Annotated in this window: 20 protein-coding genes and 7 pseudogenes; 15 read left to right on the top strand and 12 right to left on the bottom strand. The window is 59.1% G+C overall.

The window, feature by feature from the left end; genetic code table 11:
- Positions 1 to 168 precede the first annotated feature (168 nt).
- The 3 genes from NO360_RS17320 (at position 169) to NO360_RS17310 (ending at position 2,296) form a co-directional block, all read left to right on the top strand.
- The gene (locus NO360_RS17320) at positions 169 to 456 is read left to right on the top strand and encodes an amphi-Trp domain-containing protein (protein WP_256309107.1); all 288 of its coding nucleotides are present in this window, start codon (positions 169 to 171) and stop codon (positions 454 to 456) included.
- Between the two features lie 28 nt (positions 457 to 484).
- Positions 485 to 1,363, top strand: a complete 879-nt coding sequence (locus tag NO360_RS17315; protein ID WP_256309106.1) for a universal stress protein — start codon at positions 485 to 487, stop codon at positions 1,361 to 1,363.
- Between the two features lie 63 nt (positions 1,364 to 1,426).
- Positions 1,427 to 2,296: a universal stress protein gene (locus NO360_RS17310; protein ID WP_256309105.1), complete on the top strand. Its 870-nt coding sequence runs from the start codon at positions 1,427 to 1,429 to the stop codon at positions 2,294 to 2,296.
- Between the two features lie 43 nt (positions 2,297 to 2,339).
- Here NO360_RS17310 and NO360_RS17305 read toward each other — a convergent pair whose 3' ends face one another.
- Together NO360_RS17305 and NO360_RS17300 are read right to left on the bottom strand one after the other, a co-directional pair.
- Positions 2,340 to 5,066, bottom strand: a complete 2,727-nt coding sequence (locus NO360_RS17305; RefSeq protein ID WP_256309104.1) for a cation-translocating P-type ATPase — start codon at positions 5,064 to 5,066, stop codon at positions 2,340 to 2,342.
- Positions 5,067 to 5,207: 141 nt separating this feature from the next.
- Positions 5,208 to 5,354 (bottom strand): annotated as a pseudogene (locus tag NO360_RS17300) (universal stress protein); the annotation flags it as partial.
- 210 nt (positions 5,355 to 5,564) lie between these two features.
- Here NO360_RS17300 and NO360_RS17295 point away from each other — a divergent pair.
- Positions 5,565 to 5,948 (top strand): DUF7475 family protein, encoded by a 384-nt coding sequence (locus NO360_RS17295; RefSeq protein WP_256309103.1) that lies wholly within the window; start codon positions 5,565 to 5,567, stop codon positions 5,946 to 5,948.
- A gap of 191 nt (positions 5,949 to 6,139) precedes the next feature.
- Here NO360_RS17295 and NO360_RS17285 read toward each other — a convergent pair.
- Positions 6,140 to 6,739: pseudogene (locus tag NO360_RS17285) on the bottom strand (IS6 family transposase).
- 899 nt (positions 6,740 to 7,638) lie between these two features.
- Between NO360_RS17285 and NO360_RS17280 the strand changes: the two are divergent.
- The 3 genes and pseudogenes from NO360_RS17280 to NO360_RS17270 all read left to right on the top strand — a co-directional run bounded on the left by NO360_RS17280 (position 7,639) and on the right by NO360_RS17270 (position 11,482).
- A complete protein-coding gene (locus tag NO360_RS17280; RefSeq protein ID WP_256309102.1) occupies positions 7,639 to 8,139 on the top strand; it encodes an enolase-like domain-containing protein in 501 nt (166 codons plus the stop codon).
- Between the two features lie 170 nt (positions 8,140 to 8,309).
- A pseudogene (locus tag NO360_RS17275) lies at positions 8,310 to 9,986 on the top strand (transposase).
- 362 nt (positions 9,987 to 10,348) lie between these two features.
- Entirely contained in the window at positions 10,349 to 11,482 is a 1,134-nt protein-coding gene (locus tag NO360_RS17270; RefSeq protein WP_256309100.1) for a tyrosine-type recombinase/integrase, read from the top strand.
- A 100-nt stretch (positions 11,483 to 11,582) separates the two neighbouring features.
- Here the strand turns inward: NO360_RS17270 and NO360_RS17265 are convergent, their stop codons facing one another.
- The 9 genes and pseudogenes from NO360_RS17265 to NO360_RS17225 all read right to left on the bottom strand — a co-directional run bounded on the left by NO360_RS17265 (position 11,583) and on the right by NO360_RS17225 (position 19,595).
- Positions 11,583 to 12,101: a hypothetical protein gene (locus tag NO360_RS17265; protein WP_256309099.1), complete on the bottom strand. Its 519-nt coding sequence runs from the start codon at positions 12,099 to 12,101 to the stop codon at positions 11,583 to 11,585.
- A 111-nt stretch (positions 12,102 to 12,212) separates the two neighbouring features.
- Positions 12,213 to 12,509, bottom strand: coding sequence for a CPBP family glutamic-type intramembrane protease (locus NO360_RS17260; RefSeq protein ID WP_256309098.1), 297 nt, complete (start codon positions 12,507 to 12,509; stop codon positions 12,213 to 12,215).
- A 519-nt stretch (positions 12,510 to 13,028) separates the two neighbouring features.
- Positions 13,029 to 13,538, bottom strand: a complete 510-nt coding sequence (locus NO360_RS17255) for a hypothetical protein (RefSeq protein ID WP_256309097.1) — start codon at positions 13,536 to 13,538, stop codon at positions 13,029 to 13,031.
- A 56-nt stretch (positions 13,539 to 13,594) separates the two neighbouring features.
- A complete protein-coding gene (locus NO360_RS17250) occupies positions 13,595 to 14,479 on the bottom strand; it encodes a CPBP family intramembrane glutamic endopeptidase (protein WP_256309096.1) in 885 nt (294 codons plus the stop codon).
- Positions 14,480 to 14,536: 57 nt separating this feature from the next.
- Positions 14,537 to 16,501 (bottom strand): serine hydrolase domain-containing protein, encoded by a 1,965-nt coding sequence (locus tag NO360_RS17245; RefSeq protein ID WP_256309095.1) that lies wholly within the window; start codon positions 16,499 to 16,501, stop codon positions 14,537 to 14,539.
- Between the two features lie 127 nt (positions 16,502 to 16,628).
- Positions 16,629 to 17,288, bottom strand: coding sequence for a DUF998 domain-containing protein (locus tag NO360_RS17240; RefSeq protein WP_256309094.1), 660 nt, complete (start codon positions 17,286 to 17,288; stop codon positions 16,629 to 16,631).
- Between the two features lie 80 nt (positions 17,289 to 17,368).
- A pseudogene (locus NO360_RS17235) lies at positions 17,369 to 18,003 on the bottom strand (IS6 family transposase).
- A gap of 252 nt (positions 18,004 to 18,255) precedes the next feature.
- Positions 18,256 to 18,768: a TspO/MBR family protein gene (locus tag NO360_RS17230; protein WP_256309093.1), complete on the bottom strand. Its 513-nt coding sequence runs from the start codon at positions 18,766 to 18,768 to the stop codon at positions 18,256 to 18,258.
- A 191-nt stretch (positions 18,769 to 18,959) separates the two neighbouring features.
- Positions 18,960 to 19,595, bottom strand: coding sequence for a CPBP family glutamic-type intramembrane protease (locus NO360_RS17225; protein WP_256309092.1), 636 nt, complete (start codon positions 19,593 to 19,595; stop codon positions 18,960 to 18,962).
- Here NO360_RS17225 and NO360_RS19140 point away from each other — a divergent pair.
- From NO360_RS19140 to NO360_RS17190, 8 genes and pseudogenes are all read left to right on the top strand, one after another.
- Positions 19,595 to 19,717 (top strand): annotated as a pseudogene (locus NO360_RS19140) (DUF7342 family protein); the annotation flags it as partial. The gene NO360_RS17225 and the pseudogene NO360_RS19140 overlap by 1 nt on opposite strands.
- A 100-nt stretch (positions 19,718 to 19,817) precedes the next feature.
- Entirely contained in the window at positions 19,818 to 20,513 is a 696-nt protein-coding gene (locus NO360_RS17220; RefSeq protein ID WP_256309218.1) for a nucleotidyltransferase domain-containing protein, read from the top strand.
- Positions 20,506 to 20,853 (top strand): DUF8154 family protein, encoded by a 348-nt coding sequence (locus NO360_RS17215; RefSeq protein WP_256309091.1) that lies wholly within the window; start codon positions 20,506 to 20,508, stop codon positions 20,851 to 20,853. Before NO360_RS17220 ends, NO360_RS17215 begins: the two co-directional genes overlap by 8 nt.
- 102 nt (positions 20,854 to 20,955) lie before the next feature.
- A complete protein-coding gene (locus NO360_RS17210) occupies positions 20,956 to 22,200 on the top strand; it encodes an RNA-guided endonuclease InsQ/TnpB family protein (RefSeq protein WP_256309090.1) in 1,245 nt (414 codons plus the stop codon).
- A 91-nt stretch (positions 22,201 to 22,291) separates the two neighbouring features.
- Positions 22,292 to 22,489: pseudogene (locus NO360_RS17205) on the top strand (DUF8154 family protein); the annotation flags it as partial.
- 28 nt (positions 22,490 to 22,517) lie between these two features.
- Positions 22,518 to 23,795 carry a tyrosine-type recombinase/integrase gene (locus tag NO360_RS17200; protein WP_256309088.1) on the top strand — a complete coding sequence of 426 codons (1,278 nt, stop codon included), beginning with the start codon at positions 22,518 to 22,520 and terminating at the stop codon, positions 23,793 to 23,795.
- Positions 23,796 to 24,282: 487 nt separating this feature from the next.
- A pseudogene (locus tag NO360_RS17195) lies at positions 24,283 to 25,181 on the top strand (transposase).
- A gap of 261 nt (positions 25,182 to 25,442) precedes the next feature.
- The gene (locus NO360_RS17190) at positions 25,443 to 26,873 is read left to right on the top strand and encodes a YjiH family protein (protein WP_256309087.1); all 1,431 of its coding nucleotides are present in this window, start codon (positions 25,443 to 25,445) and stop codon (positions 26,871 to 26,873) included.
- Positions 26,874 to 26,905 lie beyond the last annotated feature (32 nt).

Here is a 26,905-nt window from a genome sequence, read left to right as displayed (position 1 = left end):
GACTGGGGCTCTCAATGCATACGCGTTGGAACTATTGCTTGGGAGAAAACAGAAATGTCTCATCAACCGGTCCTGTGCAGCGTATCTCTGATCTGGCACCGGTAAGCGATTCCTCCGGATAGAGAATGTCCCCTTTCGTTTATCGGGACTTCCCGCGTACCCGTACGTATGGGAGAACTCGAAACTGAAGCAGAGAAAACGCGGTCCGAAATTGCATCGTACCTCCGCGAACTCGCCGAGCAACTCGACGGCGACGGCGCTGTGACGCTCGAACTCGGCGGAAAGCAGGTTCAGTTGGACCCGACGAACCCGGTGACATTCAAACTGGAAGGCGAGTCGGACTGGTCTGAAGGAGATACCGAGGCAAAACAGAGTATCGAGTTCGAACTCGTCTGGTGGCGTGAGGCCCAGACGGCAGAGGAAGGGGCGTTGGATATCACTACCGAGGGCCAGTAGTACCCATCCGTTCCCTCAGACCTGTTCTATGTACGACCAGATCCTCTTTCCCACAGATGGGAGCGAGCCAGCAGAATCGGCCCTCCAGTACGCCCTCCAGATAGCCGCCGAACACGAGGCAACGATCCACGTCCTCAATGTCGTAGACACCAGCCACGACAGCCTTAGCGGAATGCAAGACGATGTGGATGACACTCTGGAGCAGGACGGAACAGAGATTGTGAACGAAGCAGCACAGCGCGCGACAGAACACGGTATCGACGTGGTCTCGGAGGTACTCCACGGTGACCCCTATGAGGCGATTGTCGAGTACAGTACGCAGTCAGGCAACGAGTTGATCGTGATGCCGACCCACGGACGGCGTGGATTGCAGCGGTTCCTCCTGGGAAGCGTTACAGAACGCGTAATCAACACCGCAGATGTCCCCGTAATCGCAGTCAATCCCGGAACCCAACCACTCACCTACCCGTGCCAGGAGCTTCTGGTTCCAACGGACGGCAGCCGTGGTTCGGAACTCGCGTTGTCCGAAGGGATCGCCCTCGCAAACGCAACTGGTGCCACGCTTCATTTACTCCACGTTGTCGAGACAGGAAGCCTCGGTCCGGATGCTCGCTCTCTGGTGAAAGAGGAGGAACTCGCCACCCGAGCGGACGAGATCATTGCAGACGCCATCGAGACCGCAGAGGCGGCGACCGTCGACCGCATCGCGAGTGAAATCGAATTCGGTGTCCCGTCGAGAGAAATCCGGAACTACATCGACACCCACGAGATCGACTTCGCGATCCTCGGCACGCACGGCACGACCGATTTCAGTCGATATATGATGGGTGGCGTGAGTGCAAAAATCGTCCGAACGTCGCCAGTTCCGGTGATGTGGGTTCGGGAGCCGGACTCGACGGGTGAGTGAGCCGCCCCTGCTGGTGGGTGACAAACCACTTGAGAGGGATGCACGTAGGTACTCACAGTGCATATGTACGAGGACATTCTGCTCCCGTTCGATGGAAGCGATGGGGCTGCGGAGGCATTGCATCACGCTGCTGAGATCGCACATTGGACCGACGCCACGATCCACGTTCTGTTCGTCGCGGATACGACACGCGATAGTGTCACGGTCGTCGAAACCCAGGTCGTTGATGCCCTTGTTCAGGAGGGTGAGGACATCGTCGAGGACACAGAGAAGACACTGGACACACTCGGTGTCGACTACGATTCCGACGTCGTCCAAGGGCATCCAGCACCGACAATCGTCGAGTACGCTGAGCGATACGATTACGACGTGATCGTGATGCCGACCCATGGTCGAGAGGGGGTTTCACGATACCTTCTCGGAAGCGTCACGGAGAAGGTCGTCCGTCTGTCTACGGTCCCCGTTCTGACGACACGGATGCAGCCCGACGAACAACTGATATTCCCGTACGAGAATATCCTCCTACCGACCGACGGGAGTCCTAGTGCGGTCCATGCTGCCGAGCATGGCCTCTCCCTTGCAGCGGCTCTCGATGCGACTGTTCACGTGCTATCTGTCGTAGATGATACCTCACTGGGGCCAAACGTTCGCTCAACTATTTCACGACAGGAAGGTGAACAGGCTGCGACCGATGCCGTCGACAACCTCGTGTCCGAGGCGGAGAAACGCGGCGTTTCGAACACTGTCCGGCACGTCGAACACGGATCTCCTATTGAGGTAATACTCGACACTATCGACTCGAACGATATCCACGCCGTCGTGATGGGAACGACTGGGAGGCGTGGAAGTGATCGAATACTCCTCGGGAGCGTCGCTGAGAAAACTGTCCGCTCTGCACCAGTTCCCGTCATCACGGTTGGACGCGGAGAGTAGCGGTTCCGTGAGATGGTTCACGGCTATCGGATTCCTGTGGTCATTATGGCGTCCGAGATTTGAAGACCCGATTATTCAATCGAGATACGACCACGTTGAACAGGAGGAACACGACGAACCCGATGGCGATCCATCCCCACTCGACGAGGGTGAGAGGAACGACCTGGAAGAAGTCGTTAAGTGGTGTGTACAGCACTGCGAGCTGGACGAGGAGTGACACGCCAATCGCACCGACAAGCCATAGATTCGAGCGAAGCGGCTGGTCGTACCGCGAGCGAATCACTTGGATGCGGATCAGCTCGACGACCACGATGAACGTAAACAGGAGCGACTGAGCACGGAGAAGCGATCCCGTGCGGTTGAGCGCATAAAAAAAGATCCCCAACCCCGTCACTGCTAACAGAACCGCAATCGTCAGTATCGACACGAGTACGCGCGTGTTGATTACCCCTTCGTCAGTGGGTCGCGGGGGGCGATCCATGAGTCCATCCGCGTGTGGGTCCGCACCCAACGCGAGCGCGGGCAGCGTATCTGCGACGAGGTTGATCCAGAGAATCAGGATCGGCGTCAAAATCAACGCTTGCGACGTCCCCGAGAACTGTGTTGGGAAGAGCAGACTCCCGAGTAACACACCGAGGAATACCACCAGTACCTCGCCGGTGTTGGTCGAGACGAGATAGTTGACGAACTTGCGGACGTTTTCAAAGATGCCTCGACCCTCCTGGATGGCGTCACGAATCGTGGCGAAGTTATCGTCCTGTAAAATCATATCAGATGCTTGTCGGGCGACGTCAGTGCCGCGCTGTCCCATCGCCACCCCAACGTCTGCCTGCGTGAGCGCTGGCGCGTCGTTGACACCGTCACCAGTCATCACAACGTTGTGTCCGTTGTCCTGCAACGCGTTCAGAATGCGGACTTTGTGATCGGGCTCTACCCGGGCGAATACGTCTACGTCTTCGATAGTTCGCCCCAGTTCGTCGTCGGATTGTTCGGTGATGTCACCACCTGTGAGGGCGCCGTCGGGGTCGAGTCCGATTTGCTCGCCGACGGCGCAAGCCGTCGTAAGATTATCTCCGGTCGCTAATACGGTTCGAATACCAGCCGACCGACAGTCTGCGATTGCGTCCTCGACCTCCTCTCGGGGCGGATCGAGCATCCCCTGTAACCCGAGAAATACCATTCCGTTCTCGATCTGATCCGCATCGGCCGATGGGTCCGAAACAGGCTTCGACGCGAATCCCAGCACCCGAAGCGCGTCAGCCGCGAACGACTGTGTCTTGTCGAGAATTTCCTGTCGCTTTTCCTCGGTGAGTTCGGATATGTCACCATCTTCGAGGACGGAGTCACACCGTTCCAAGACAGTTTCGGGTGCCCCCTTCATGTAGGCTATCGGTTCTCCGTTGTCGACGATGACGGACATCCGCTTTCGCTCTGAGGAGAACGGGATCTCTCGGATTCGCTCTCCAGTTGGATCGATATCCGCCTCGTCCGCTATTCGTCGGAGCGCGATCTCCGTTGGCTCGCCACGATACTCGTTATCATCCGTCCATTCCACGTTATTGCAGAGTGTTCCACATCGCAGCAGTGGCGCAACTTCCGGATTACGCTCTTCATTGCCGTTAGCAGCGACCCGCTGATCATCGGTCGCTGATTTCGAAGGCGACTCGGACAAATCAATGACAGATTCCGAGGTGTAAAGCCGCGTCACCGTCATCTCGTTTTCCGTCACCGTACCCGTTTTGTCTGTGACGATAACATCGACCGACCCGAGACTTTCGACGACCGGGAGTCGTCTAATCAGCGCATTCCGATCGACCATCTCCCGTGCGCCCAGCGCCAGCGTAAACGTTACGACCGCCGGAAGTCCCTCCGGGACGCCCGCAACGGCGAGGGTGATACCAACGAGGAGGATCGCGGTCGGCTCCGCCAACGTGAACAGAAACTGGACAGCAACGACCAAGGCGATTAGGACAACAACGAGTCCGCCGATCTGCTTGCCGAGATGTTCGACTTCGGCTTGGAACGGTGTTTGTCGGTCGTCAGCCTCGCCCAGCTGGGAGGCGATTCCACCGACCTCCGTCTCCATACCGGTCTCGACGACGACCGCTCGGCCTCGGCCTTTTACCACGGTCGTGTTCTTGTAGACCCTGTTGCGACGCTCGGCCAGCGGCGTGTCCTCGTCTATGGTCCCGGTTGCCTTCTCGACGGGCGTACTCTCCCCGGTGAGTGGGGACTCGTTCGTCCGTAACTCCTCGGCGTCGAGTACTCTTGCGTCGGCCGGAATCGCGTCTCCCTGTTCGAGAGAGATGACATCCCCTGGGACGAGCTGTTCTGCGTCGATCGACTGTTTTTCCCCGTCACGGAGGACTGTCGCCGCCGGTGTTGCGAGTTCGCGAAGGGCTTCGATAGACCGGGTTGCCTGGTAATCCTGTACGAATCCGAACACACCGTTGGCAGCGATGATGAGTACGATGAACACCGCCTCAGTGTAACTCGGCTCTCCACCGGGGATGAATCCGGTACCAAGTGACAAAAGTGCCGCTACGACGAGGAGATAGATGAGCGGATTACGGAACTGGGAGAGGAAGAGATCCAGAACCGACGCCCGTTCGGCTTCCTGAATATCGTTTGTTCCGTACTCCGACAGCCTGCGATCTGCCTCCTCGGACGAAAGCCCCTCTTCGCCGGTCGCCAGCGTCGAGAAGGTCTCATCTACCGGTGTCGCATGCCAAGGTTCCGATGGGGTCGTGTCCGCATTTGAGCGAGTCATACTATTGAAAGATCCCAATTAGGGATGCTGCACGCAGTCCGGTTCTATTTGAAACTTGCACACCTCTAAGCATCCACATATCGCGAGTACGGGAAACACACGGCGAGTGAACACAAACGGTTTCCGAAGACAATCATGTTCTCACTGGATCTCTTCGTCGTCTGATTCAGGCGCTCGAACCGTCAAGACTGGAATCGGTGACGTCCGAACGAGATACTCAGTGACGCTGCCGAGGACGTACCGGTCGAATCCCGTGCGCCCGTGGGTGCCGACGACGATATCGATGTCCAAGAGTTGAGATCGGTCATCTCAATACCTAGCTAGTAGTGACCGAGTGGATCAGTTATGTGAATACAGTTCTATACCGGACAAAAACGTAGTATAGGCAGTATTACTGAGAGATCAGTACCACGGCTTAGTAGCCGTCGTATGATTGTCTGAGTTAGATGACAGGCAATAATAGTGCTTATCACTCATACGAGACAATGTAGTATTGTGATGTCTACGCAAAATACTTCGTCGGGTCGGATAGGGTCACTCACCCAGCTCCAGTGGCTGGCAGTTGCGTTGGTCGTCATCACTGGTGTCATCCACGTGTATGCTGGTATCGTCGAGGGGCGGATTCCTGTTGCACTCGCAGGTGTTGGCTATGCTGGCGCACTTGTGCTATTCTTCTTCGACTATCGGCGTCGACTGCTCTACCTGATCGGGATTCCATATACGGCCGTCCAGATCCCGCTCTGGATCGTGGCCAAGTCGGAGTACGGAATAATCGACTACGTCGACAAGGCGGTTCAAGTCGTCTTGATTCTCGTATTGATTTACCTCTATCTGAACACGCCTTCCGAGCCGACCGGAAACACCCCAGCAGCAGCGGACTGAACACGTGAACCGCCTCGGGGTCAAGCCCCGAGGTTCCCGTTTCGATGACGCGACCTGCAGGAACCGACGAAGACCCCGCTCCGTCGGTTTCCACAGCGGTCGCAGTCTCCACGGGCGTGACTTCGGCCTGTCCCAGACCTAGCTCCTGAAGACCGCGAGAAAGAACGTTGTACGACGCATTTGCGGTCGTGTTAAGTTTGGCGTGAATTGTGGTAGACGGCGACGGCTTCGAGCCAGTCTTGAGCTGTCTCTAACGCGACATTGCTGAAACTATTTGCGAACGAGGATGTTCGTCGTTCTATTTCCTAAAAGACACGTTCGATAGCATTTCGATTTCCATGCTGAATGACTTGAAATCGATAGCCATCTTCAGCGAGAACAGATCCAAGATAGTCTGCGTCATCGACGAGAAATTCAACGTTATCGAGCTGATAGCGCCGGTGTAGCTCGGTCAGAAACCATCGCGTCGTCTGTTTATTTGCGGTCGGATAGAGGCTCACGTGAAGGATTTCGTTCGAACATGGATCAACCGCGCCGTACAGCCAGAACTTCTGACCGTGAACGCGGATCATCTTTTCGTCAACCGCGAGTTGATCCTCGGAGACAGTCGAGATCGGCTGTAGACCAGCTTTATGAACCCAGTTGTGAATAGCGACGTGACTCCGTTTGATCCCATATTATTCAAGAAATTTACTCACTTCTCGAAGTTACATACCCGTCAAGTGGCAGCGAATTCCTTCTTCAATCGCCCAGCGCGGCGTTCGATCTCGCTCCACAAACGACAAGTCGATCTATGCGATATCTTGGTTGAGGCGTTCGATTTCGGCCATAAGCACTCTGATGTCGAACGCCTCATCCTCTAACTTTACGCGACCGATCAGTCGTGGTCGGCGTATTTCTTCGGTCCCGGATACACCGCTCTTGTCATCCTGTGGCTCTATGAACTGGCACAGGCGTTCCGCTTGCGTTGGGCTCTCCGGACTGAATCCGAGACGACTACCGACACGAGGGTCTGATACATGGAACAGCAGGCCTACCACGGCCACTCGTCACGTTCATCCGGGAGGGTATCCAACCATAATAGTATGGGAGCTGATCCGACCCCTGTGTGTACCCACTGGACTGAAATATGACGCTGTACGATTGCATTGCGGACCTCCCGTTGACAATATCGGGTTCGGACCGGACCAGTCGTCGTCGAGAGATGGTGGGCGAAACGACTCGCGTCACTTCAACGTTCGTCCTGCTGGCGGAAGATGAATTCGGCGCTGGCGAAGACATCACTCACGAGGCTGTCGACCACGAAGCGTTGCCAGATACACTACCGTTCGATTTTGCAGGCGAATATACGTTCGATGAGTTCTCACAATCGCTCGAAGCCGTCGACTTCTTTCCGACGAAGTCACCCGAGCGCGAGGCCTCGCGGGCGTATCGACGCTGGGCACTCGAAAGTGCCGCACTCGACCTGGCCCTCAAACAAAACGACACGACACTGGCGTCACGCTTCGGTCGGGAGCGCTCACCGGTTCGATTCGTTGTCAGTACTCCAGTCCCGGATGGGGATACGACTCGAGTCGAAGGGATACTCGCAGTCAACCCCACATGCGAGTTCGCGCTTGAGCCGACGGATGAATGGACCGCGGACACCTTCGCGAGACTCGCGGAGACCGACGCAGTCCGCGTAATCGATTTGAACGGCCAGTCCGGCGGAGACGGCGACAGTCAAGCACCGAATCCCGAGTTCTATCGCCGGGTTTTCGAGACACTCCCCGATGCCATCGTAGCAGATCCTGTCGTCTCCGACGATGTACACGACCTGCTCGCGGCGAATTCGGATCGTCTCTCGTTGGGTGCGTCTGTCCGCAGCACAGCCGACATCCGTGACGCGCCGTTCGACCCGGACTGGTGTTCCATCGCCCCGTCGCGATTCGGCACCGTCCGGTCGCTTCTCGAGACTATCGAGTACTGTGCAGAGCAGGATATCAGTATGTACGGCGGCGGGCAGTGCGAGCTCTGTGTCGGACGCGGGCATATCCAATTGCTCGCATCACTGTTCTACCCTGATGGACCAAATGATGTCGCGCCGCGGGCGTACAACAAGCCAACGATTAGAGCGGACCTGATCTCTAGTCCCCTCGAACCACCCGAGGCCCCGACCGGGATGGAGTGGAAGCAACTCGAATTTGAGTAGCGGGCAACGTGTCGAAGAGTTCAGCCGCGTACCGGTAGAGCGCATTTACCTCACTCTATATCTTTCACGGCGTTCTTGTATCGAGTAATCCAGCAAACCGAACGGTACGTAAGTTCTCTGTACTGACCAGTCAGATGAGTTCTTGAGCGAGTCCTGTCCAGTGTTTCGTAGTGTCTCAGACTCGTGATTCTCGGCGAGCAGTCTTTCGGAGAATTGCCCGGCAATCATACACTCAGTGGCCTGTATACGATTCGACGCCGCTGTACGAGCGAAGCTCGCTCGACGGGCTGGAATCAGATATCAGAATCGTCTCGCAGACCTAGTTCAGACACGACCGCTATGAGTCGATCGAGAACTTCGTTTGTGCACTTCCGCTGGCGTATTTCGAATTCGGTACGCACGACCGCTACGCGGGGTCGACTCACTACGAGATGGACACGCTCTTTCGCGTATTCTTGCTGAAAGAGCTCCACGGATGGGCCCACGAAACCGCACTGATCGAGTATCTCGAGTGCCGTCCAGCACTCTGCGACCAACTGGATCTGGAGACAGTGCCGGACCAATCGACGCTGTGGCGTAGTTGGCACAAACGGTTTCCTGACGGGTTTCGCAGTACAGTCGAGACAGCCGCGCGCACTATCCTTGTCAAAGCTCAGAACGCGGATGTCGCTGTTCCACGCGAACCAGAGCGGCGTCTTCCGTCTCACGATGCGGAAGAGGACGAATTAGAGCTAGAGGATCAAGCTGTCCTCAACGAAGCGGAAACGATCACGGAGCATGTCAGACGCGTCGTCTTCCCGGCACTTTCGCTGGATCGTGGGGACGGCTGTGAAATCCACGAGAACGCCTACTGGGACTTACAGACGTATCTGGGGCTTCGCGAGAGATTTGCTGCTAATGAAGGGGCTCGCAGTTTCGTCTACGAATCGACTCGGGATCGGACGCCGTTGGGCCACGCCCACCGAGAGCATATCCGTGATTTTTCAGTATCAGGGATCCGCAAGATGTACCGACAGGCCGTCAACAGGCTCCTGAGCGAAGTCGCGGAGACGGAGCAATTCTTTCGAGCTGGCATCGTCGCTATTGACATCACCGAAGCTGACCCGTTCACCGGTGATAGAACGGGCTATGAAGACGAGATCATTGGCACGAAAGAGAAGACCGACGAGTACGCCTACCAGTGGGCTACCATCCAGTTAGTTGGTAATGCAGTTCCGATTGTACTGGACGTGCGGCCAGTTCAGAAGGGAGAGTCCCGCCTAGAAATCGTCAAGGACCCCTTGGATTCTGCTGAGGAGATGGTACACGTCGATAACGTGCTGATGGATCGGGAGTTCGACAGTCAGCACGTCCTAGAGATGCTCAGCCAGCGTGGCTTGTCGTATGTCGTGCCCAAGCGGATGCAGACCAGCGAGAAAGCCCAGGCGAAGCGATTGCTCCAGCGGGACCAGAATCGGTACGAGACTGACCGCAAACTACATCTCGGGAAGAATGAGTGGCACGAGACGACGCTAATCTACCGTCGGAAAGAGGACTCCGAGCATGACGATCACCGGCAGTACTCGGTGTTCATGACGAATTGCGGGAGTGGGCACCTCACGGAGTATGGCTATCGCTGGGAAATCGAGAGCGGCTACAGGTCGATAAGGCGGTTCATGGCGGCGACGACGTCGAAGAATTTCGGGCTCCGATTCTTCTACTTCGCATTCGCGTGTCTGCTGTACTCTATCTGGCGAGCGGTCGATCTGCTCGTGCAGGTTGAATTAACCGACGAGTACGAACACTCACCCATTGTGACGGCCGACAATACGCTGACGCTGTTGAAGAAGGCGACCGGAATTGGATAGGGCGGTCCTCTGTTCGGGCCAGTACGGATTCCTGAGTGGCAACGCTGTCGGGAATCTTGGAAATTCACAAGTCCAGTTGGTAGTACGACACGAGAAGACCATCGAGAGGAGATTCAAAGCAGCTTCGCCTCGAAAAACCGCCCGACATCACGCATCACAGCCTCGCTAAACCCACTGTAGTCTCAACTTCCATCGCCAGATAATCTGTATAGCGATATATAGTTTATAACTGGAGATATTGACGATACAGCCCATCTATCCCGTGGAATCAGGTGATTAGCAGTGAATGGAGTTTACTATGTCTTTGACTTAAAAGACACACTACTTTGAAGTGGGTGCCCGCCGTCTGCCACTCCAACCCGATGACAGCCGCCGAACCCGGGGGTTCGACCGCCGAGACCGACCTCGAAGCCGCTATCGGGGCGCGCCTGGCCAGCCTCGACTCCGGCAACTACCGATCGAATAACAGACTCGTCCTCGATGCGTTCAAGAACTATCTGCAGGACCAGCGCGGAGTCACGAGCCTCGAGGAGCTGGAAGTCATCGACTGCCGTCGATACGCACAGCACCTCCGTGAGCGCGTCCACGATGAAGAAGACGACCTCTCGGCAGCCTCAGCTCATACGAACGGCCCGTACTTTACCATCGTCCGGGCGTTCCTCGGCTGGTGCGTCGACGACGAGCGAATCGAGTCGAACTCGGCTCGACCGAACCGCGTAAAGGAGGCGCTTCCGGAGCACCACGGGGACCACGACAGACAGTTCTGGTCGGCCGAGGCCCGTGAGTCGCTGCTGGAGTTCGTCGGCGAACGGGCGCACGACGCACTCGACGAGTCGGCGGACGACCGCGAGCGGGCGTTCCGGGATCGAGCCCTCGTGACGATGCTCGCTCTCACGGGTGCCCGTGGAGCGGAGCTGTTCGCTGACCCTCGCGACGACCATCGAAACGGCCTCCAGTGGAGCGATGTCGACCTCGAAAAGGGGATTGCCACCGTCTTCGGCAAGACCCGGGAACGCCAGCCGATCCCCCTCACCGATCGCGTCGTCGAGAGTCTCGAGCGGTACCGAAAGGTGCTCGACCCGGCGACCGGGGACTGGCCGGTGTTTCCAACTCGTCACCATGCTTCGCTCGCGAAGGCAGCCGAGGAGGGTCTCGAAGCCCAGGGGTGGAGCGCGGACGACATCGAGGCGGCGCTGGCGGCCTCCACGTCGATGGAGATCCTCCGGGAACACGAGATCGCGCCGCCGGCGCTCTCGAAGAACGGGGCGCGATCACTGATGAAGCGTCTCTGTGACGCTGCTGACGTCGATATCGACGGCGAGTATCTCAAGCCACACGGCGGCCGGCGTGGACTCGGCAGCGATCTCTACGCACGGGACGCCGAACTCGCCCAGGAGCTCCTCCGTCACGAGTCGATTGAGACCACCCACCAGTCCTACCGCGAGCAGAACGTCATCGAGCGCCGAGAGAGATTGGAACAGGCCCTCGACGAGTAGCACTGGCACTCCGTGTCAGCGTACTCGGCCAAAGTTACCCCACAAGGAGGAGATGTATTGGTCATATGGGTTAACTTCGGAATTCCAGATAGAGATGCCGTCACAGCTGGCTCACTGGGCCGTACTCATCGGCCAAGATCTGCTTGAGCTCGAACTCCTCGCCGTCCCCGACCACGTCGGCGACATCACAGACGAACTGGAGTGCCTGAATCTCCGCTTGGAGCGTGGCGATTCGCTCTTCTCGCTCCCGAATCCTGGCTCTGAGTGTTGCCACGAGGTGGACACCTGACTCGTCGTCCGGAGAGTGCTCCGATACTGCCGTCTCCGGCAGCCGTCCGTCGGGGCGGGGGATCCGTCCAGCGTCGAGTTCAAGCTGGACCCGCTGGACGTGCTTGCAGGGCGTCGAAGTTTCTGTATTCAGGTGGTCGGGACACGTACACGTCTCGTCCAGCAGATCAACATCGTACGTGTTGCCCGACGCCGAATCGACTTCGTAGCAGCCGCCCCGGTGAACCAGTGCAACATCCATGTCGTCCTCTCGAGCTCGCTTGGCGCGGATATCCTGGGCCTGGTGTCCGTTCTCACTATCCGGAGTCGTCGATGAATCGGTCACAGCCATCCTGAGGCACCTGTGGGAGGAGCGGGCCTATTGATCCGCCCTCTACCCGATTAGAGGTGATAAATTCTCACCGAGCATCCTCGTCTCGGTCCGTCGTCGTGACTGGCGCCGTCAGAGGAGCGCGACCTGGACAAGCGAGAGAACGACGAGAGGGACGTGAAACGAAGCGTGAGCCACCATCGCCGCCTCGAGGCTCCGTCGCCAGTAGAGCCAGCCAAAGAGGACGCCGGCGACCGCGTTCAGGAGGACCGTCCGCGCCACCAGTGCCGGAGTGAGCTCGACCGACTGGGCGAGGGCGGGGAGGTGACCCAGGCCGAACAGCACGGCAGCGATGACGATTGCAGCCCAGACGACGGCCGGTTGTGGACCATCCGCCCGGCGGCCAGTGACGCGCCACCCGACGAACACGAGAATCGACTTGACATCCTCCTCCGCGTAAACGCGGAGGAATCCCGAGCGGTGGGAGTTTCAGGTTCGCAGCCCAATCACCGGACTTCCAGACCTTTCGGGCGCGGGTAGTCCCACAATATCGGACTGGTGGACTGCTGGCAGTGCCAAACCGCCGGTACCTCTATCCTCGACCGTGTACGGCGTCTCAGTGTTGTTTTTGCCACCGGGACGCCAGCAGGCGTCAGCAGACTCGGGGGTATCGTCTGACTCGCTTTGAGCAGTCGGCACATAGGCACACCCTTCGAGGATGTGACGTTCACCGTCCGCTCTTTCGGATACTGTCTCATTAGATGGGTGGACAGGCCACCTCCGAAGGACGGTTCGGAATCCGCTCCGTTCCGACCGATTCCTATCTATTAATAGGGTTGCCTGTCACTTAAACGTCGGTATTCCGAAACTCAGAGTGCTGTCGAACGTGGGTTCTCTCCCAAGTGACGGCGCGTATCCACGGCGTGAACGCCATGGTATTGCGCCTGTTCAGCGTATAAGCCCGAACCGGAGCATGAGTTCCTCGGTGAGTCCTCCGTAGAGGAATCGAACAGGTACGTACGCGAAGACATCGAGCACGGTCGGTCTCGTTGCTCCGATTACTGACTGGGGCAGGTCCTGGGCGACGAAAGGCATCATCACTGCGTCGAGGACGACGATCAGGACGCCCCCGATGATGCCGATACCGACGGCTAATCCGACCTCGTTCCGGAGGTGGTGCCAGATCTCGCTGCCACTCCCCGTCCGGTCGATGACGTACGACTGGAGGCCAACTCGCGGCGCTGCGTAGGCCCCGAGGAGACACGCGACGCCGAGGAGCAACAGTGGACTGACAGCCGAAACGAGGGCGAGAATCGGAAGCGACAGCCCGGCAGGGACAGCGGTTGCCGGCGTCGTGACGTAAATGTAGCCGACGAGCGCCACGATTCCGGGCAGGCCCAACAGCAGAGCCACACCGAACCGCTTGCCAAAGGAAGGGTCGTTCGCAGCGGGAGACATGGATTTGTCGACTCCCGGCGGCGAGAAAGCAGTTGTGGAACTATCATTTTCCCCTGTTATTGCACCTCCGACCGATGACTGTGCGTCTGCGTCGTTGCTGCATCGGGCTCGGTCTCGTACCCGAACTGACCGCGGGTGGCGACGAAGAGCACGGCGACGACCACCCAGAGGACGACGGTCGTGACGATGAGGATCGTCGTCGAGTCGCCAGCGCTGATGGTTTCGAGCGGCAGCGGGACGAGCGTGCTGTTGGCCGTATTGAACCCGGTGTGTGCGATGATCGCGAGCAGAACGCTTCCGGTCTCGTTGTAGATCCACGTCAGGACGAACGCGACGCCGACGATGTTCATGATGCGGACTCCAGTCGTCGGTGCGAGCTCGACGAACGACGCCAGCCCGTGGAACTCGGTGGTGCCGGTCGCCAGCAACGGGAGGTGCCACAGTGCCCAGACGACGCCGAGGATGAGTGTCGCCGAGACGGGCGTGTATTGTTCCTGAAGTTTCGGAAGGGCCAGCCCCCGCCACCCGGGTTCCTCGTTCCCTCCTCCGATGAGTGCGATGCTCACGAACGAGACGAGAACGAGCGAGACTCGGCCGGGGAGCAGTCCGGGGTCGACCGAGGTGCCGAGGACTGCGAGGCCGACGCCCGTCAGCGTAACGACGAGGAGGGGGACGGCGAGTGCGGCGAAGTACCATCGAGGGGCGACGCGCCAGTCGACGATCCGGCGCGCCCAAGCCCGGACTGAGTCGCTCCCAAGCCACGTGATGACGAGGGCCGCAAGTGCCGGACCGAACCCCCCGATAAGATACCCGAGCGTTCCGAACGGCTCGGCCAGGTCGAGGATGGGACCGAGCCACGCCACCCAGGAGATGGCGTAGGCGACCACGAAGAACGCCGCGACCGGATGGGCATCGACGATTTCGCGAAGCTGTTGGTTCATGATTCGATACTCCGACGGGCTTTCGTTGGGTCTGGAATCATCTTCTTGGATTGGGTGTTACAGGGGCAGGATCCGGAGCAGGTACAGTTGCCACGCGAACAGTAGAGTGAGCGCCGACACCACCGAGTAGTGCAGCCGAGCGGACCGAGTCCAGTAGCTATCGCGCCACGCGAACCCGGTCGCGACGACGGCTCCGATCGTCCCAGCGAGGGCGACGTACCGGAGCACCTTGCCGGTCTGGAGTGCCAGCGACGGCGAGGCAGCCTCCGCGTTGAAATTGATCCAGGCCAGCAGGAAGATCACCAGCACTGCCAGCCAGAGCAGACTTACCGTTCCCAGGAGCCAGCGGGCAGCCCGTTCACGGTCGCTCGGGACGATACCGCCTCGCCATCGTCGCCACACCGGCCCACCGAGCCAGAGCAGCAAGACGGAGAGGAAGGCCACGACGCCTGCGCCGAGGACAGCCTGGAGTACGGTGAGGCTCTCGTACCACGGGACGCGTTCGTAGGTCGCCGGGCCGAACGCGTGTCGGAACATATGTGTCGCACGGCCGTCCTCGTCGACCCGGAAGACCAGCATATCGCTCCCGCCGACCTCCTCGTACACCCCTGGGCGGCGTTCGACCCACTGACGAGTTTCCTCCCCCAGTGCGGTGGTGGTCAGGTACCCCTCGTCGGTGGCCCCGACAGTGAAGGTCCGCGTCATCACGCCGAGGACGCGCTCCCACGAGGACTCGGACACCGTCAGCGAGCGGTAATCACCGGCCAGCTCACGCGCTCGGTCGGTGGCACCGTTCGGCGGTTCGACGACTGGCGTGTCTGACTGCGGGTAGTATCGGTCCGTGAACGCCTGGAGAAGCTCGAACCGGGCGGGACCCCCGCCGGGACTGTTGTAGACGACGAATATCCCGGTGTCGCGCTCGGGGTAGAGCGCGAGGAGGCTCTTGAACCGGGGCGTGTCGCCCCAGTGGCCGACGATCGTCTCGCCGTTGCGGTCCATCTCGATGAACCCGAAGGCCATCCCGTTGAGTTCCGGAACTGCCTCGGATTTCGTGAACTGTCGACTGTGCATCTCTCGGACCGTCTCAGCCTCGAGGATGCGTTCCGAGCCGTACGTGCCCTCGTTCAGGTGGGCGAGCATGAAGTGCCCCATGTCGGTCGCGGTCGTGCGGAGCGATCCGCCCTCGGGCGGGAGTGTCCAGATCACGGGATCGTGGGCCTGATACTCCCCGTTCTGAGAGGTGTAGCCGATTGCACGTCGGGGCTCCAACTCGTGGGGGAGTGGCTGGGCGTAGGTGGTGTCGTCCATCCCGAGCGGCGTGAAGATCCGCTCGTCGGCGTACTCGGTGAACGTCGCGTCGGACTGCTCGGCGAGGACGTGGCCCGCCAGCGCCGTCCCGTAGTTCGAGTACGCGACGAACTCGCCCGGCGGTCTGACGCGCGCTGGCTGGTGATCGGCAAGGATCTTTTCCATAGGTCGGACCTCGTCAGGATCGTCCGCGACCATCCCCGCGAAGATGTCCTCGAAGCCCGCCGAGTGCGTGCCGAGGTGTTCTAGCGTAATGGGCTCGGCGTAGGTGTCCGGGACTGTGACAGTCGAATCGGCCAGGTAGCCGTTGACGTCACGGTCGAGGTCCAATCGGTCGTCCTCGACGCCCTGCATCACGGCGGTCCACGTCACTAGCTTGCCGGTCGAGCCGATGCTGAAGACGGTCTCATTCGCGACGACCGGTCGGCCGGCTTCGAGGTCGGCGTAGCCGTAGCCCTTCGCGAGAAGGACGTCTCCATCGTTGACGACGACGACTGCTGCACCCGGGATGTGATGTCGCTCGAGCTGGTCGGCCATCGTCTCGTCGAGCCAGCGCTCGAACTCGTCCGGGTCGGATAGGTCGGTCGGGTCGACCTGCTCGGTCGAATCGGCCGAGCGAACGGTCGGTGTGGCGGCTGTCGCGATGGCCGGCGTGCTCACGAGTGCGGCGACGAGCACCAGCACGACGGCAGTGTGAATCGACCGGTGTTTCATGTGGAGGATCTCGTGGAGATAGTGGTCAGCCGGGAGTTCTGTTTCGGGAACGCGCGGGGAGAGCGATAAGCGTGTGGAGGCCCTTGCAGCAGCGGAGCGCTTCCGACCGGAGGGCCAGATAGAGGGCTCACGCAGATCGCTGGGTGGGGACGTCCGGCCCTTCGCTCTTCGCGAGCAGGTAGCCGCCGAATGCGACCAGCCAGAGCATCACGGGATAGACGATCATCCGCTCGGTCCCACCGTGGCCGATGGGTCCGAATGCCGCTGCGTTGCCGGCGTCGCCGAGCGCCATCAGCACGACGAAGACGAGGCCCACGCCGCCCGCGAGGACCGACAGGGCTCGCATCGCACCGCGGAGTCGCGTGGCCGTTCCGAGCGCCTGGACGTTGAAGAATAGGAACGCCAGCAGCGCGAACAGGCCGTGGAGCCCGCCGGTGTCGAGCGGAAAGAACCCGGCACCGACCGCGCCGACACCGGCGAGGGCGAAGATCGTCACCAGCCATCGCTTGCCGTGGGTGCGGTAGAAGAGGTACCCACCCGCGAGGTTCAGCACACCGACGAGTACCAGCGACGTGTTGAACAGGAGCGCCGTCTCGGGGAACACACCGAGGTCACTGATGGCGGCGGCCCGAAAGTCGTAGCCGGGGACCATCGCGGCCGCGAGCATGATGACTGTCATGAACTGGGCGGCGAGGACGAGGAAGAACGTCCCTGCGAGCTTTCGGCTGTCGAGCGCCAGTCCTCGAATCGAGAGGGTGGTTCGTTCGCGGGTTTCGAATTGCGTCATGGATGGTTCACCGCGTTCTAAGACGTGGGTCGAGACGATATATCGGGTCTTCAGTTCTCGGGGGGCGGGAACGGTAGTGTTTAGTTAGGAGCATTGAGCCAAGCGGCAAATGCTTGGAGCCAATTTTCGGCAGTTTGCGGCTCAACGTGGCTGAAACAGTTTGAGAACGAGGAAGTTCGGCGTTTGAATTCTCGAAAGATTCGTTCGATAGCGTTTCGATTTCCATTTCGTTCAGTTTGAAATCGGAGTCCAGCTCTGGCCAGCGCAGTTTGGAGGTGTTGAGCGCCATCGACCAGAAAATCGGCGGATTCGACATCGTGTTCTGTCGAAATTCTCCCAGAAAGATCTCGGTTAATGCGGTCGTCGTCGTTGCAAAGAGTCGCAGATGCAGCAGGTCGTTTGTGTCGGGATCGGCGACTGCGTACAGCCAGAATTGCTGGTCATTGATTCGAATCACGGTTTCGTCGAGCGCAACGTGATTCGGGCTTCGCCCATCTATGGGCTGTAGATCGGCCTTTTGCACCCAATCGTGGATTGCTTTACGAGAGCGCTCGACACCCAACTCTTCGAGAATAGAGACGGTATTCGACAGCGAGAGCCCCGCTAACTGCAGTTGAATACCGAGCTTCATCGCACGCTCGGGTGTCCGCTGTCGCTCCACAAAATCCAAATCAATCCAGTCCGTGCATCCACTGAGGCGGGCGATTTCTGCCATAGACCAGCAAGAAATCATCCCGCCTCACTCTTCATCCGTAACTAAACACGACCGCGGGAACGCCCCCGTCCTCCCGTCGAGAGTTCCAACGGATGGGAAATCCTAGCATCCTCGCCGCATACAGGGCGGGCATCTCGCAGCGTCTCCGCCGGAGCGGAAGTTCGAGAGCCTTCCCGTACAGCCGTTCTCCAGGTGTAGTAGTCCACAAGGCCTGTTTGCTGTCGTTGCCCCGGCGTAGCCGGGGGTCGCGGGCTAATTCAATACCCAGAACCGGTAGTTGAGATACGCAGCGAACGAAACCCACAGGAGATACGGCACGAGGAGGAGTGCTGCTCGCCGGTCAACGCGGTCGAAGGCCCACATCGTTGCGACGATGAGTAGCCAGAGGATTCCGATCACGACCAGTCCCCAACCGATCTCCTGCATTCCGAAGAAGACCGCCGACCAGCCCAGATTGAAGATGAAGTGGAGCACGAACACGCCGAACCCGAGTCGAGCCTCCCGGGGTGATGAATCGACCTGTCGCCAGACGAGCCACAGCGCGACGCCGATGAGCGCGAACAGGGTAGTCCAGACGGGCCCAAACACCCAGTTCGGTGGTGCAAACGCGGGCTGCTGAAGGGTATCGTACCACGTGCCGAGTCCCTGAACGGTGAAGATGGACCCGGAAGCGCCGACAATTTCGACAGTCAGGACAGCGATCGCGAGGGCGAGGAGCGGGCGGTCGCGTGGAAATTCGCGGAAACGAGCCGGGAACGAGACCATGGGATCTCATTCATCCCGTGGACTCAAAACCGTGTGCGTCGGACTCTGCCTGCGGTCGACTGCCTGTTGGAGCGTACAGGGCGTTCTTCGCCCATAGACTTACTCGCACCGTTGTGCTGCATACGTCTCGGTCCCGTTCCCGCCAAGGCTGCCATACGATGAGTGTTTCGACGGGGTGGAGAGCTGTTCTGTCATGGACTAGGTTTCGGTCCGCGGTCGTGTGAGTCATCGAACGTGGCGAAGTCGAGTCCTCCATCGGGAAGCGGCTTCGAGGCGAGTCGTTCGGTCCCATACCGCCAGACGAGGACCGCCACGACCACCCAGACGACGATCAGAAGACCGATCTGCGAGACGACTTCGTCACCGATCACTCCGGTGGCTGTCGTGACGGACACGGCGTTCGAAAGCGTGTGGAAGACGACCGGGACCAGCACGCGTCCGCCAGCGGCGTTGTAGAGCCACGATGCGATGACACTGATGCCGACGACGATCGGCGCGTACAACCAGAACGGCGTTCCCGCCTGTGAACTCCCGGGCATCAGGAACAGGGGGACGTGCCAGAGTGCCCAGACGACGCCGATGACGAGACTCGCCTGGAGCGCACCGATGCGTCGCTGGAGGACGGGAAGGGCGAGTCCGCGCCACCCAGGTTCCTCCAGTCCACCCCGGATGAGCGTCGCGAACGCGATCGCCGGGATCGCCGCGGCCGGCAGGACGCCGGTACGGTCGAACCCGCCACCGAAGACGATGAACACCACGAGCGCGCCGACGTAGAGGGCGATCGGGACCAGAACTGCGGCGACCCAAACGGAGAGGGGTGCTCCCACGTCGCCGAGAGATCGCGCGTGAGTGGGAACAGCTCCAACGGCGAATCGAAATTGTGGGTGTTGCCATCCGAGAGTGGAATTTTCTAGCCTCAGCGACCGAACGTGGTGAGGCCCGGAGGTGACGGACCTCGTTCTCCGCACGTCCATTGCTGGCAGATGAATATTTAAGCTGATTCCGACTCACGTATAATGTTTATATAGTAGTGGTCCGTGATACGGCACATAAACCGCGAGACGGATAGTACGAATTCGTCTGGGGCAGCTATTTCTCTTTCAATACCCCCTTCAGATCCGACTTTATTCAAACATAAGGCGACGAGCGACGTCCTTCTCTTTTTAACAAACCACCGATTCAGTGACTTCTCACTGCGAGAACTCGCGACACAGATCGGTCACTCACACCAGTCCGTCCGACGAGCAGTAAACGTTCTCAGCGCGAACGACTTGGTCGTCGAATCGGCCGAAAGCAACCAGCGACTCGTCAAGATCAACAGACAGCGCCTGTCGATTCCAAACGATCCGATCCTCCGGATCCCCCAACCAGAGTATCATCAACCCGTCAAAGCTGCGGTTACGGAGCTTCGTGAGAACATCAACGACGTCGTTGGCATCATCCTCTATGGGAGTGTGGCTCGGGGCGAGGCTGACCGACGGAGCGATATCGATCTCTGGGTGCTAACCCGGTCTGGGCGGGCCGAAAGCCAACGAGAAGCGAACGCCATTGCCCGTGACCTCGAAGATACGGTGTTCGACGGTGACCGATACGCCTACGATATCGATGTCGAGGCCGTCCAGGCGATCCCGGCGTACACCGAAGACATCCGAGAGATCGTCGTTTCAGGGATTCCGGTCTACAAGACGAATGACTTCGAAACCGTCGAGAACCTCCTCTTGGAGGAAGGAGCCCCTGATGAGTAACGACTCGGACCCGACCGCTGTGCTCACAGTACTCGACCGTGCACAGGATGCCTTCGAGATGGTCGGACGCGGTCGAACAGCGTTCGAGGACGGGATTAGTGCCGACGAAGACTGGAAGACTCAGCTGACGAAAGCGTGCCGCCTCCTCGAGGTCGTTGACACTCTCCAGTCACAGGATGGGTACTACACGGCCGTCATCGAGGTCTGTTTCGGCGCGATCGAACGGTCGATCGAGGCGTACGCGCTCGCGATGACCAACGATACGCTTCAGGACTTTCAGAACCACCAGTTCAGCATAATTCAAGGTGGAGCCTCCGACCTCAAGGAGCGAGCGGAGTGAGCGAGTAGGTCGGAGAGGAAACCGACAAAGGACGACGCAACCGCACGACAGTAGCTACTCGACTCCCGAGACTATAAGAGTCGTCAAGTAGTAATCTGAAATATGGAGGTGCGTCGAACCGCGCCGGTCAAACTCATCGTTCCCGATGATCGACGCGACGACCTCCACGAGTCAGCTCGCCAGTTCCTTCACTGCGCGAATCGTGCTGCCGAGTTCTGTTGGGACGATTGCTCCTACACGAACTGCGTCACGGCAAACTCAACTGCGCGAGACGCACTCTACGCGGAGCTGCGGGAAGAAACTGATCTCACTGCCAACCTCGTTCAAGAAGCCATCCGGCGTGCCGTCCAAGCGACGAAAGGGTGCGTCGAACGGTGGAAACAGGGCAAGCGTGTGAGCAAACCGGAGTTCACGTCGTGGAGTATGCTCTATGACAAGCGGAGTGCGACCTTCTACCGGAACAAAGTTTCACTCTCAACCGTCAACGGGCGCGTTGAGTGCGACTTTGAACTCCCGGCGGACAGCCCGACGCCCTACGAACAGTACGTTCTTTCGGACGAGTACGAGTTCCGGGCGAGTACACTCCAATACGACAAGGCGACCGACGAGTTCTACTTCCACATCACGACGCGAAAGTACGATACCGACGAGTTCGAGGTTTCGGAAGATACCGAGCACCAAACAGTTCTTGGTATCGACCTCGGCGTCAACAGCCTCGCAGTAGCTTCGACCGGCACGTTCTGGCAGGGCGACGAATACGATCACTGGTGCCGTGAATTCGAGAAGCGACGTGGTGAGATACAACAGCGCGGAACACAAGCCGCACACAATGCCCTGCTTCGCCTCGGAAAGCGCGAAGAAGCCTGGCGGAAACAGTACATCCACACCGTCGCCAACGAGATCGTTGAGGAAGCCGCCGAGAACGGATGTGACGTAATCGTGTTCGAGGACTTAACGGACATCCGTGAGCGACTTCCACAGGCGAAGTGGCACCACATCTGGGCGTTCCGACGCCTCGCCGAGTACGTCGAGTACAAAGCGCCAGAGCAAGGCGTCTCCGTGGAACAAGTCGAGCCGAACTACACGTCCCAACGTTGTTCTCGGACGGACTGTGGGTTCACGCACGACGGCAACCGCCACGGCGAACACTTCGAGTGCCAGAAGTGCGGCTATGAGGTCAACGCGGACTACAATGCCGCGAAGAATCTCGGGGTGCGATACGCCCGGAAACAGAGACACAGCCTCCGTTCCTCGCCCAAGTCGGGGAGCGGAGACGCACCAGTAGACGTGCGTGTGAATGGTGGGACGATGAACGGCGAGAGTTACCAGCGTATTGCTGGCGACTGATTGCCGGGAGTCCACATCAAAGCCCCATCCTCAACGAGCGAACCGCGTATGCGGTGAGCGAAGTAGGGAGGGGTAGTTTACCTACGAGCGTGCCCACCAAATCGGGCTGTTTGAGCGGGAGACTGCAGAGGCGATGAAGGACCTCTACAGCGAGAACCGGACAGAGAGTTATTACGGCGGCGGGCGTCCAACCCAAGAACAGGCGGAAGCAATGACTGACCTCGCCGGCGCTGTCCATCAGTTCGCAGTGAGCCAGATCCGGGAAGGCGGCGTCTGTCTGTGTGACTGACTACGTTTCAACAGTTCAGGAGAGCACTATGGACCGGAATACACCGACGGAACGGGCCCAGGGGACCTCACTTTCCGAGTCGTTCGAGCGTTACCTCCAGGACAAGGGGAAAGGCCGTGGTGGCGATGGCGGGAACTACCGACGGAACGCCGCTCGCGAACTCGAGCGGTTCGCCGAGTGGGCCGCCGGCGGCCGCGGCGCCGAAGACTGGACCGGGATCATCCCCGACGACGTCGACCGCGACCCCACCTTCGAGGACCTCGACGAACGCGTGTTCCGGGAGTACGCCCGGCATCTCGCCGGCGATCGAGGACTCAAACAGAACACGGTACAAACCTACTATCGCTATATTTCTGCGTGGTGCGGGTGGTGTGTCAACGAGGGATATCTTGAAGCGCACTACGCGCAGCGGGCGAGTGCGATGGCGCCGCTGCCGGAGGACGACGGCCGCAAGCCCGGCGACCAGCAGGCCTGGACGTCCGAACAGCGCCACGCCCTCACCCGCCACGTTGACGAACGGGCCCGCGATGCCGTCGAGGCGTACACGACACTCCCGGAGGATACTGACCCCCTCGACAAACAGCGAGCGCGCTACGCGGCGCTGAAAGCAGCTCGTGACCGGGCTCTAGTGTTCATCCTCGCGTACACCGCCGTACGCGTTGGTGAACTCCTCCGGGACTCGAACGATCCGCGTCGACGGGGCGTCCGCTGGGAGGACCTCTCGCTTGAGGACGGGAGTATGGACGTCTACCGGAAGAAACAACAGTGGGACGCCGCCAGTCTCCCCGACCCGGTGATCTCGCCGTTGCGGAGCTATCGTCGACTTATGGACCCACCAACTGAGCGGTGGCCGGTGTTCCCTACGTTCGACCAGCGGACGCTCGCAACGCTCGTACAGGACGAGCTGACCGATCGAGGGGAACACCCAGACGCAATTGACGAGCAACGTGAGGGATACGCTCGTGACCTCCTGCTGGCGCTCAATGAGGACATTCGGCCGCCGTCGGTCACGACGGACGGCGCACGGTCGATTCTCAAGCGGATCTCGGATGCCGCGGAGGTTGAGGTTGACCATCCGAAACACGACTATCTCGCTCCCCACGGCGGTCGACGGGGAATGGGCGAGGTTCTTGTTCGAGCGTTCGGGTATACCGTTGCTGCTCGTTATCTCGATAACTCCGAAGAGATGGTTCGTGAACGGTATTCGCATATTGAGGCCGGTGAATTGGGCGATGTTGCGACGGAGGCACTCAACGAAATCGACTCGATACCTGGAAAGAACGACAAGATATCGACGGGCAACTGATCTTACCAGCAAAGTCACAGTCGCTTTGAATCGTAGCTCACAGTATACCCTACTGTCCGAATTACGGAAGTTGAGTCAAGGGGCTGTAGAATTACTGTGGCCCCTGTGGACGGGCATTGTCCGAGATCGCTGAGTCCAAGACCGGTCCAGTGGCAATCGAGAGTGGTAAATCTCTGTTACCACGGTCGCGCCCGTACGTCAAAAAAATGCTGAAGAGCGACTAGACAGTACCACGACCGATGATGTGTTAGCGGACCGCACAGACGACATACAGCGAAACGTGACGACCGAAACGATCGCGCGACGCGAAACCGCCCCCGAACTGGCGCGGGTTGAACTGACCGTGACCGGCCACGGTGTCGTTGTGTACGAGGGGGTCGTTTGGCATCATACGCTTTTCTGCTCACTGTCTATCCAGAACTTTCGCTCTTGTGCAGAGCTACGAAAAGGCCCCGTAGTTACACTGAGCCAGCCATAATTTGAGAGTATGTCTTCTGCTCAGCCAGCGTTCGGAGCGATGTTTCGAGAGATGGTCGATCTGGGTGTCGTTGAGATCGACACAGAGCCGCTCGATACAGGCATCGAGCGGCGACTCAAGGAATTCTGGGAGAATACATCCTGTCCACGCTGCGGCCACCAGAGCATCGTCACGTGGGAAGAACTCGACCGTATCTGGTGCCGTAACTGCAATTTTAAGCCAGTTTTCACCTACGGAACGCCATTCCACGAGAAGCACCTCTCCTGTGGCGAGGTGCTTGTCGCGTTCACGCTCTACGCGGACACGTTGCTCAGTATCAACCAGATTGCGCCGTTGCTCGGTCGAGCCTACAAAACAGTTCACGCGGCGATTCGAGAGGTGGAAGCCGGGGTTCAGCGCGGCTTCCCCGTCGTCTGGGAATTGCTTGACCAGACCACCGATAGTTCGACACAATTGGACGAATCTGGCAAGGTTTGCTCGGGCTACAAAAGCCAAAAGCCGCCGCAGAACAGCCGTTTTCGCGGTGGCTCGTCCCAGACGGGCCGCTCACGCTGGCGGGGTCGCCACGGTGATCAGCTACGCTTTTCGCGGCGTGCCGAGACTCGCTGCGCGTGATCCGCGGCCAACTCGGCATCGACTACAGCGGCGATCTTGAACCAGTGATTCAGGAAGCTGAAGACCTCTCCCAACCGCTGGGGGTATAGGCCGAGGGTGTCCATATTAACCGAGTTGAGTGCCTGTTTTCGCCCGTCCAGCCGTAGCTGCGGAAGTTCCGCGGTCTGTCCAAGCAGGGCTTGGAACAGGCCGCTCACACCTTCGGCATCGTTCGCTCGCTCACTCTAGCTGGCGAATCAGTCGGTTCAACCATTGATTGTCTCGTTGTCCGGGCTTTCCGCAGCTCTACATAAGAGCGAACCGTCTTAACCAACAATCGAAGTTCGAGTGTTCCTCTGTTGGTTAACACTCTGTCCGCCTTATGTATCCCTCACTGTTCGATGTTCTGGACGATCTCGGCACGACGATCACGCAGATGCTGGCTAATCCGGTTTGTTTCACTCTCCGACTTGTTATTTGGGCCGTGGTTCATAGCACCTCGTCTCGTGATAGCATTAAACCCCCTCCTCACGGCGGCACTCGTTATACACTGACTATTGTTCATATGGTAGACTATGGCAACCAAGCCATCAGACAGCGTATACACGCTTGATGACGAGCCATCGACGCGAGGTATAGGGGATGTTGACCTCAATGCGTTCGATTCAGGGGCGGTGTTTAAGTTCGTATCCGCGTTCGCAATCGGCGCGTTCTTTTTCCTCCTGCCAGTACCCTGGCAGGGAGAGGTCACAGTCCCGTTCGATATTGTCGTCAGTTGGGTCACTGAAACGTTCCCCGACGCTGTCGGCGTATACGCCCTCGCGATCATCGTTGCAGGAGGTGTCCTGACGACCGTCGCAGAGTTCAATAAACGCGATCTCTTCTCGCCCGGATACGACCTATCGTACTTCGAGAGTTCGGCCGTTTTCTGGGTTCTACGCGTCTTAGGAGCCATAATCGCTCCGGTGATGTTCTTCAAGCTCGGCCCGTCGTGGCTTCACACTGGCGGGACGGGCGGATTTATGTGGGGGACGCTCATCTACAGCGTCGGCGTCATCATCCCAATCGGTGCGGTGTTCATTACTATCTTCGTTGAACTTGGCGGCCTGGAATTTGTCGGGACGCTCGCACGGCCGGTGATGAACCCGCTGTTCAACTTGCCGGGACGGGCGGCACTCGACAGCCTCGCCTCGTGGGTCGGTTCCTACAGTGTCGGGTTCTACGTCACCCGAAACGTCTTCGAGCGCGGCGGGTACAACAAGCGCGAAGTGTTCACGATCGCGACGTGTTTTTCAACGGTGAGTATCGGGTTTGTCGGCGTCGTCGCCGCGACGGTCAATATGCTGAACCTCTTCCCGCTGATTTTCGTCTCGTATTTCGTCTGCGTCGTCATCACCGCGGCTATCCTCGTGCGCCTGCCGCCGATCAGTTCTGTTCCGAACGAGTACATCGCCGAACCGGATCCCGAGATCCCGTTCCAGGGTTCCCTTGGCGAGTACTTCCGGTTTGCCGTCAGTGAGGCTGTCGGGAAAGCCGACGAAGGCGAGACCTTCCTCGGGGCTGCCAAACGTGGATTCGTTGACGGACTGAAACTAACGAGTCTCATCCTCGGGACCATCCTCGCAGTCGGGCTGGCTGCGACCTTGCTTTCGGCGTATACGCCCACTTTCGATATCCTCGGTGCCCCGCTCATCCCCGTGATCGACGCGCTCGGGATCCCGAACGCGCAGACGGTCGCGCCCGCGACAATCGTCGGGATCACTGAGATGTATGTCCCGGTCCTCCTTGTCGTAGAGGCCGAACCGATGGCGCGCTTCTTTATTGCCGTGCTGGCGGTCTCACAGCTCATCTTCTTCTCGGCTGTCGGTCCGATGGCGATGGATATGTTCTCCGACGTGCCGATCCGGTTCCGTGATCTCATCGCGCTGTTCGTGATGCGGACCATTGTTCTGGTCCCGCTCATCGCAGCGATCACGCACCTAGTTGCCGCGGTAGGATTGCTGTGAACTGCCTCGGGGTCAAGCCCCGAGGCACTCGG

The sequence above is a fragment of the Halobellus litoreus genome (genome assembly GCF_024464595.1).
Classification (GTDB): domain Archaea; phylum Halobacteriota; class Halobacteria; order Halobacteriales; family Haloferacaceae; genus Haloquadratum; species Haloquadratum litoreum.
The sequence above is the reverse complement of the archived record's forward strand: the minus strand, read 5'-3'. Positions and strand labels throughout refer to the sequence as shown.

Excerpts from the sequence above, each read along its gene's own strand:
- NO360_RS17320 (WP_256309107.1), top strand. The coding sequence starts at position 169 with ATGGGAGAACTCGAAACTGAAGCAGAGAAAACGCGGTCCGAAATTGCA.
- NO360_RS17315 (WP_256309106.1), top strand. The coding sequence starts at position 485 with ATGTACGACCAGATCCTCTTTCCCACAGATGGGAGCGAGCCAGCAGAA.
- NO360_RS17310 (WP_256309105.1), top strand. The coding sequence starts at position 1,427 with ATGTACGAGGACATTCTGCTCCCGTTCGATGGAAGCGATGGGGCTGCG.
- NO360_RS17305 (WP_256309104.1), bottom strand. The coding sequence starts at position 5,066 with ATGACTCGCTCAAATGCGGACACGACCCCATCGGAACCTTGGCATGCG.
- NO360_RS17295 (WP_256309103.1), top strand. The coding sequence starts at position 5,565 with ATGTCTACGCAAAATACTTCGTCGGGTCGGATAGGGTCACTCACCCAG.
- NO360_RS17270 (WP_256309100.1), top strand. The coding sequence starts at position 10,349 with ATGACAGCCGCCGAACCCGGGGGTTCGACCGCCGAGACCGACCTCGAA.
- NO360_RS17265 (WP_256309099.1), bottom strand. The coding sequence starts at position 12,101 with ATGGCTGTGACCGATTCATCGACGACTCCGGATAGTGAGAACGGACAC.
- NO360_RS17255 (WP_256309097.1), bottom strand. The coding sequence starts at position 13,538 with ATGTCTCCCGCTGCGAACGACCCTTCCTTTGGCAAGCGGTTCGGTGTG.
- NO360_RS17250 (WP_256309096.1), bottom strand. The coding sequence starts at position 14,479 with ATGAACCAACAGCTTCGCGAAATCGTCGATGCCCATCCGGTCGCGGCG.
- NO360_RS17245 (WP_256309095.1), bottom strand. The coding sequence starts at position 16,501 with ATGAAACACCGGTCGATTCACACTGCCGTCGTGCTGGTGCTCGTCGCC.
- NO360_RS17240 (WP_256309094.1), bottom strand. The coding sequence starts at position 17,288 with ATGACGCAATTCGAAACCCGCGAACGAACCACCCTCTCGATTCGAGGA.
- NO360_RS17230 (WP_256309093.1), bottom strand. The coding sequence starts at position 18,768 with ATGGTCTCGTTCCCGGCTCGTTTCCGCGAATTTCCACGCGACCGCCCG.
- NO360_RS17215 (WP_256309091.1), top strand. The coding sequence starts at position 20,506 with ATGAGTAACGACTCGGACCCGACCGCTGTGCTCACAGTACTCGACCGT.
- NO360_RS17210 (WP_256309090.1), top strand. The coding sequence starts at position 20,956 with ATGGAGGTGCGTCGAACCGCGCCGGTCAAACTCATCGTTCCCGATGAT.
- NO360_RS17200 (WP_256309088.1), top strand. The coding sequence starts at position 22,518 with ATGGACCGGAATACACCGACGGAACGGGCCCAGGGGACCTCACTTTCC.
- NO360_RS17190 (WP_256309087.1), top strand. The coding sequence starts at position 25,443 with ATGGCAACCAAGCCATCAGACAGCGTATACACGCTTGATGACGAGCCA.